Origin of the sequence: Bacillus cereus group sp. MYBK101-2, from assembly GCF_051918845.1 — a bacterium.
GTDB classification, from domain to species: domain Bacteria; phylum Bacillota; class Bacilli; order Bacillales; family Bacillaceae_G; genus Bacillus_A; species Bacillus_A paranthracis.
The window spans coordinates 92,709-98,941 of the sequence record NZ_JBQAIE010000018.1 but is presented as its reverse complement, the minus strand read 5'-3'; the positions used below and the strand labels follow the sequence as shown (position 1 = coordinate 98,941).

The window sequence follows — 6,233 nt, the reverse complement described above, 5'->3', positions numbered from 1 at the left end:
TAGCTTCACTTTTCACATACCAAATCATTATAAATTCATACTGGATAAACCAATGTATTGGGCCTTATCAAATTACACAGACTTCTTGACGGAACCAATATATCAGCGATTATCAAAATATATCGGCGCAACTTGAAATATATCAGCGATTATTAAAATATATCGACTTACCGACAGAAATCGACAATAATAGCAGGCTTTAAATAAAAGGAGGCTATTCAAAAACGAGCCTCCTTTTCGTTTAGTACAAAGACTTTGTCATATTATTCCGAATAATTTCAAGGGATTTCGCTACAGTTAATGCATTCTTTTCTTCAATTTCTGGTTTGCGGGGGATAGGTTTATACATGTTGTCTGGATCTTCCCATGTGAGAGGAAGTTCTGTTTCTGCTTGTCCTTTCCAAGCTTCAATCCATTCTGGAGGGAGATAACCTGAGATGTTTTGGATGTTGTTCATTTCAAGCCAAATGAGTGCCCAAGCTCTTGGGACGACGCGCCAGTGGTCATAACCACCACCGCCGACAGCAATCCAGCGACCTTCGCAATATTCGTTAGCGATTTCGCGAGCGAGCTTCGGTATCTCGCGGTAAATATTCATCGTTGCGCAAAGGTGTGTAAGTGGGTCGTAATAATGTGCGTCAGCACCATTTTGCGTTAAAATAATATCCGGTTTAAAGTATGCGGCCACTTCTCTTACGACAGTTCGATAGGAATCTAAGAAAGATTCGTCTTCTGTAAAAGCATCGAGTGGAACGTTAAAAGAATAACTATAGCCATTACCTTGTCCGCGTTCGTTTACGGCGCCAGTTCCAGGGAATAAATATCGACCAGTTTCATGTAGTGAAATGGTGCATACGTTAGGATCGTCATAAAAGGACCACTGTACACCATCACCGTGATGAGCATCTGTATCAATATATAAAACGCGTAAACCGTATTTCTTCTGAATATATTTCATTGCGATGGAACTGTCGTTATAAATACAAAAGCCAGATGCCTTGCCGCGGAAACCGTGATGTAAGCCACCTCCTAAGTTAAGCGCGTGCTTTACTTTCCCGGAAAGAACAGCATCGACAGCTGTTAACGTACCCCCAACGAGTAATGCGCTTGCTTCGTGCATATTCGGAAACATTGGTGTATCTTCTGTTCCGAGTCCATATGTCATCGCAATTGATTTTTCTAACTTTCCTTCTCCAGCACGTTTTACCGCATTTATGTACTCCTCTGTATGAATGTAGGCAATTTCTTCATCTGTAGCCATCCTTGGTGAGATGATTTGGGAAGGAGAGATGAAACCACCCTTTTGTAATAAATCATACGTAAGTGTGACGCGCAGTTGGTTAAAAGGATGATCGGGGCTAAATGAATAGCCCCGAAAGTCATCCGAATAAATAAACGCGCTACTCATGCTTGCATCCCCATAATGTTCGGCCATAATACGCGGTAGCCTTCTGCCTCAAGTGCATCAATCACTTTTAGCGGATTCATCGTTTGGATGCGGAAAACGAGTACTTTATCATTCTCATCTTTTGCTGGATAGACGAGAACGCTCACGATATTGATTTGTAACTCACTAAAAATGGCAACGACTTTCCCGAGAATACCAGGTTCGTTTTTTACTTGAATTTCAATTTGTGAACTCGGTTGATGTGCTCCTGTTAATTTCACTAACGTGTGTAGCACAGTAGATTCAGAAATAATCCCAACTAACTTTCCAGCCTTTGTAACAGGAAGACAGCCAATTTTATTTTCAAAAAATAAAGTAGCAATTTCCTCAACGAAATCGAGAGGATGGCAAGTCATAACAGGGTGTTTCATAATAAGTTCAAGTGGTTGCTTCAGCATATCGAGTGAAACTTGTTCATCTAAAATAGACGGACTTGCATCTCTTACATCCCGATCAGAAATAATGCCTACGACATGATTATTTTGATCGACAATTGGAATGTGCCGAATGCCTTTCGTGCGTATCGTTCGGATTGCTGTTTCGATTGTATCGTTTGGGTGTAGTGTCACCACATCTTGATTCATAATTTCTTCTACAATCATTCCAGTTGCCCCCTTTATTAATACATAAAACGATTGTGAAAACGTAGACGATCAAATGCTTGAATAGAATCCGTATCAACGCGTTTACCGATGCGGACCATTAAACAGTTAGCAGGATGCGAACAAATTTCAGGATCATCTGTAGCCATCCATTGTAACCCGCCAGCATTCATCATTTTTTCCATTACTTTTCGATACTCCCAAACATTTAAGCCAGTTTGTTTTAAATCCCAGTGCCAATAATATTCAGTCGTCAATATAATGTAATCTTCCATATGGTCGTCCATCATTGAAACTTCTAATAAGTTTTTTCCGACAGCGCAACCGCGGAAGGCAGGGACAACTTCAATCGCCCCAAGTTCAATTAAGTTTTCCATCTTTCCTTCTGACCATCGTTCAAGTGGATCAGGATACAAGTATGTAACATATCCAACAATCGTTTGGTCATGTCTAGCAATAATGAGACGAGCTTCTGGCAATTTAGAAATTTCGACAATTGCTTTATATTGTTGCTCGGCAGGACGAAACGCAATTAAGTCTGGATGAAATTCATACATTTCTAAGTTATGTGTAGAGACAGGCCCTTCAATAATTAAAGTGCCTTTCGCTGTTTTTAAGTTTCTAGCATTATATATTTTTTTATGAATCAATGTATTGCTCACCACCTTGAGGGTTTGTGAATCTATTCATATCGTACTTTATAATATATGCGATGTGAATCGAAATTTGTCATTAAAAATTTGTCTAAAAATCAACAAATATACTGAAAATTTTAAATAATGTTATTATAATAGATAATAGAATACATAGGAGGGGGATGTAAAGTATGAAAGTAGAAACGCTTCCTGTCATTAAAGGAGAAAATAATTTGCCGAATTATGATGAGGCATACGCGAATTTTAACTGGGAAGAGGTTAATAAAAACTTTACTTGGAATGAAACAGGCCGAGTAAATATGGCGTATGAGGCAATTGATAAGCATGCGAAATCCGATCGAAAGAATAAAGTAGCCCTTTATTATCAAGATGGATCGCGAAAAGAGAAGTATACATTTAAGGAAATGAAGGATTTTTCTAATAAAGCAGGAAACGTCCTGAAAAATTATGGCGATGTAGAAAAAGGCGATCGCGTTTTTATTTTTATGCCGCGTTCCCCAGAGTTATATTTCGCACTTCTTGGTGCAGTGAAGTTGGGAGCAATTGTTGGTCCGCTATTTGAAGCATTTATGGAAGGCGCAGTTCGCGATCGTTTAGAAGATAGCGAAGCAAAAGTGTTAATTACAACACCTGAATTGTTAGAGCGTGTACCATTAAATGATTTACCTGCTTTAAAAACAGTCTTTCTTGTTGGAGATCATGTAGAAGAAGGCGGTAAAACGGTAGCATTCAATCCTTTATTTGAACAAGCTTCAAAAGAATTACATATTGAATGGTTAGGCCGTGAAGACGGTTTGATTCTACATTACACGTCTGGTTCTACTGGTAAGCCAAAAGGTGTGCTTCATGCGCAAAACGCAATGGTTCAGCACTACCAAACGGCGAAGTGGGTATTAGATTTAAAAGAAGACGATGTATATTGGTGCACAGCTGACCCAGGCTGGGTAACGGGAACTGCTTACGGTATTTTTGCGCCGTGGTTAGTCGGAGCATCAAATGTTATTTTAGGCGGACGCTTTAGTCCAGAAGCGTGGTATGAAGCACTGCAAGATTACGGTGTAACAGTTTGGTATAGTGCACCAACAGCATTTCGCATGTTAATGGGCGCTGGACAAGATGCAATTAAAAAATACGATTTATCACAAGTGCGCCACGTATTAAGCGTTGGTGAACCGTTGAATCCAGAAGTAATTCGCTGGGGTATGAACGCATTTGGACTTCGTATTCATGATACGTGGTGGATGACAGAAACAGGTGGACAAGTTATTTGTAACTACCCTTGTATGGAAATCCGTCCAGGGTCAATGGGGAAACCAATTCCAGGTGTAAAAGCAGCAATTGTTGATAATGAAGGAAATGAAGTGCCTCCATACACAATGGGTAACTTAGCAATTGGCAAAGGTTGGCCAGCGATGATGCGCGGAATTTGGAATAACAAGCAAAAGTATGAGTCTTACTTCATGCCAGGCGATTGGTACGTATCAGGTGACTCTGCATACATGGATGAGGATGGATACTTCTGGTTCCAAGGGCGTATTGACGATGTAATTATGACATCAGGCGAGCGCGTTGGTCCGTTTGAAGTAGAAAGCAAATTAATCGAGCATGCTGCTGTTGCAGAAGCTGGTGTAATCGGTATTCCTGATCCGGTGCGCGGTGAAATCATTAAAGCATTTATCGCGCTTCGTGCAGGTTACGAACCATCTGAAGAATTAAAAGAAGAAATTCGTCAATTTGTAAAGAAAGGTCTAGCAGCTCATGCAGCGCCAAGACAAATTGAATTTAGAGATAAATTACCGAAAACGAGAAGCGGTAAAATTATGCGCCGCGTATTAAAAGCGTGGGAGTTAAACTTACCAACAGGTGACTTATCAACGATGGAAGATTAAGAGAGAAAGGTCTGAACGAAATAGCGTTCAGACCTTTCTTTTTTTCTTCTCTCTTTAACCTACATATAAAGAGGGAAGAAAATGAAAACAGAAAAAGAAAAAATGATACTAGGAGAAATATATATACCGACTGATCCAGTTGTATTAAAAGATGTGTCAGATCATGTAGTAGTTGGCGGAAATCCTGCAAAGATTATAAAAAAATAAAATAATATTTGAACGAAGTACCTTCCTCGTCTGTATACATTTATGAAACAATAGATGAGGGAGGCTTTTTATATGTCTAATAAATTACTTCTTACTTTTGCTTTAATTGGAATTATAGCCGTATTTTCTTGTGGTTTACTATTACCGATGCCAATCGGATTTAAAGTGTCGATGATTACAGCTGGAGTTATGATGATTGTTATGTTTTCCATCATTATTCCGTTTGATAGAAAACATATAGTACGGAAAAAAGGATATAAAATTGATTTTACAAAAACAAAAGTGTACTTTCGTTGGAATGTATTTGATACGATTTCGGTTTGTCTTGCAGTGTATGCATGCATATGTGTGCAAGCATTAAACTTTTTAGTTTCAACCGGCGAGACAATCGAAAACCCATATGTTCAATTTTTTACGAATCAATCACAAGTATGGATTATTGTCGCAAGTTGCTATTTAATTTCCCGCATTTCATTAACGTTAAAAGGAATAAAGGAGATCAAAAATCATGGCGCAGATTGGGAGTGAAGAAGAGCTCATGCTTGCGTATCAAAAGGGAGATAAGCAGGCTGGGGAAAAACTATATGTTTTAATCAAACCAGCGCTATACACATTTTTATATCGATTTAATCGAGATGAACAATTGAGTATCGACCTTGTGCAAGATACGTTTTTGACGTTAGAACGAAAGAAACATATGTATGAACTTGAAAAAGGAAGAATAAAAACGTATTTATTTCAAATCGGTTATCGCCTTATGATTAATAAATTAAATAGAAGAAAAAAGTGGCGTACGCTTTTGCCATTTTTAGTGCCGATTCCGGAAAAAGAATTTTCTCACGAAGATCGGCTTACAGTAAGAGAAGCAATTTTGAAAGTTCTGGAAGAACAGCGAGCTGTCCTCATTCTTTCTTATTATCATGATATGCAGCAAAAAGAGATTGCGGAGATATTAAACATTCCGATTGGAACAGTGAAATCGAGACTCCATAACGGGATAAAGAAATTGAAACAATTGCTGGAGGTGGATAAAATTGAGCGAAAATCCCTTTAAGAGTGAATATAAATTAAGACAGCATTTAGATAGTGACCATGTAGAAGTACCCGACTTTCCGAAAACGGTAAGTCGCTTCGATCGATTAATCGGTTTTCTTGGTTCTCCAGCGAAAGATCCTGTAGAGGCGACGATTGGGAATGATTTATCGGTTGTGTTTCATGTATCGTTATTAATTGGGGTTCCAATTCTTTCTCTTATTACGATACTCTTTGCGACGTTGTAAAGGATTGGCAAGAAGAGAAACCCGACCCTTATTTGACACGCCTATATAAATGATGGTATAAAGAAAAGTATATGAATAATTGAGCGTGGAAAGGGAGAAGTAGTGATCATTTCCCTGTTTTAGAGAGCTGATGGCCGGTGAAAATCAGCACA

Annotated in this window: 8 protein-coding genes and 1 other annotated feature (1 of these 9 only partly in view); of the genes, 5 read left to right on the top strand and 3 right to left on the bottom strand. The window is 38.8% G+C overall.

Annotated features, from left to right (window positions below; translation table 11 throughout):
• Window positions 1–241: 241 nt before the first annotated feature.
• Genes acuC through acuA form a run of 3 tightly spaced genes read right to left on the bottom strand, consistent with a single transcriptional unit; the run spans window position 242 to window position 2,699 of the window.
• On the bottom strand, window positions 242–1,408 hold the full coding sequence (gene acuC, locus ACTFSI_RS24625; protein WP_080776396.1) for an acetoin utilization protein AcuC: 1,167 nt from the start codon (window positions 1,406–1,408) through the stop codon (window positions 242–244).
• Window positions 1,405–2,049: an acetoin utilization AcuB family protein gene (locus ACTFSI_RS24620; RefSeq protein ID WP_000634568.1), complete on the bottom strand. Its 645-nt coding sequence runs from the start codon at window positions 2,047–2,049 to the stop codon at window positions 1,405–1,407. The genes acuC and ACTFSI_RS24620 overlap by 4 nt, the downstream gene beginning before the upstream one ends.
• A gap of 17 nt (window positions 2,050–2,066) precedes the next feature.
• On the bottom strand, window positions 2,067–2,699 hold the full coding sequence (gene acuA, locus ACTFSI_RS24615; RefSeq protein WP_000581383.1) for an acetoin utilization protein acetyltransferase AcuA: 633 nt from the start codon (window positions 2,697–2,699) through the stop codon (window positions 2,067–2,069).
• 176 nt (window positions 2,700–2,875) lie between these two features.
• Between acuA and acsA the strand changes: the two genes are divergently transcribed.
• From acsA to ACTFSI_RS24590, 5 genes are all read left to right on the top strand, one after another.
• Window positions 2,876–4,594 (top strand): acetate--CoA ligase, encoded by a 1,719-nt coding sequence (acsA, locus tag ACTFSI_RS24610; RefSeq protein ID WP_000862042.1) that lies wholly within the window; start codon window positions 2,876–2,878, stop codon window positions 4,592–4,594.
• An 81-nt stretch (window positions 4,595–4,675) separates the two neighbouring features.
• Window positions 4,676–4,801: a hypothetical protein gene (locus ACTFSI_RS24605; RefSeq protein WP_257469603.1), complete on the top strand. Its 126-nt coding sequence runs from the start codon at window positions 4,676–4,678 to the stop codon at window positions 4,799–4,801.
• 72 nt (window positions 4,802–4,873) lie between these two features.
• On the top strand, window positions 4,874–5,329 hold the full coding sequence (locus ACTFSI_RS24600) for a hypothetical protein (protein ID WP_044790661.1): 456 nt from the start codon (window positions 4,874–4,876) through the stop codon (window positions 5,327–5,329).
• On the top strand, window positions 5,310–5,855 hold the full coding sequence (locus tag ACTFSI_RS24595; RefSeq protein WP_138320978.1) for an RNA polymerase sigma factor: 546 nt from the start codon (window positions 5,310–5,312) through the stop codon (window positions 5,853–5,855). Before ACTFSI_RS24600 ends, ACTFSI_RS24595 begins: the two co-directional genes overlap by 20 nt.
• Complete coding sequence (locus tag ACTFSI_RS24590) at window positions 5,836–6,081, top strand: hypothetical protein (protein WP_044790659.1); 246 nt, start codon at window positions 5,836–5,838, stop codon at window positions 6,079–6,081. The genes ACTFSI_RS24595 and ACTFSI_RS24590 overlap by 20 nt, the downstream gene beginning before the upstream one ends.
• A 77-nt stretch (window positions 6,082–6,158) precedes the next feature.
• Window positions 6,159–6,233, top strand: a binding site (T-box leader); it runs 154 nt beyond the window's last position.

Excerpts from the sequence above, each read along its gene's own strand:
- acuC (WP_080776396.1), bottom strand. The coding sequence starts at position 1,408 with ATGAGTAGCGCGTTTATTTATTCGGATGACTTTCGGGGCTATTCATTT.
- ACTFSI_RS24620 (WP_000634568.1), bottom strand. The coding sequence starts at position 2,049 with ATGATTGTAGAAGAAATTATGAATCAAGATGTGGTGACACTACACCCA.
- acsA (WP_000862042.1), top strand. The coding sequence starts at position 2,876 with ATGAAAGTAGAAACGCTTCCTGTCATTAAAGGAGAAAATAATTTGCCG.
- ACTFSI_RS24605 (WP_257469603.1), top strand. The coding sequence starts at position 4,676 with ATGAAAACAGAAAAAGAAAAAATGATACTAGGAGAAATATATATACCG.
- ACTFSI_RS24600 (WP_044790661.1), top strand. The coding sequence starts at position 4,874 with ATGTCTAATAAATTACTTCTTACTTTTGCTTTAATTGGAATTATAGCC.
- ACTFSI_RS24595 (WP_138320978.1), top strand. The coding sequence starts at position 5,310 with ATGGCGCAGATTGGGAGTGAAGAAGAGCTCATGCTTGCGTATCAAAAG.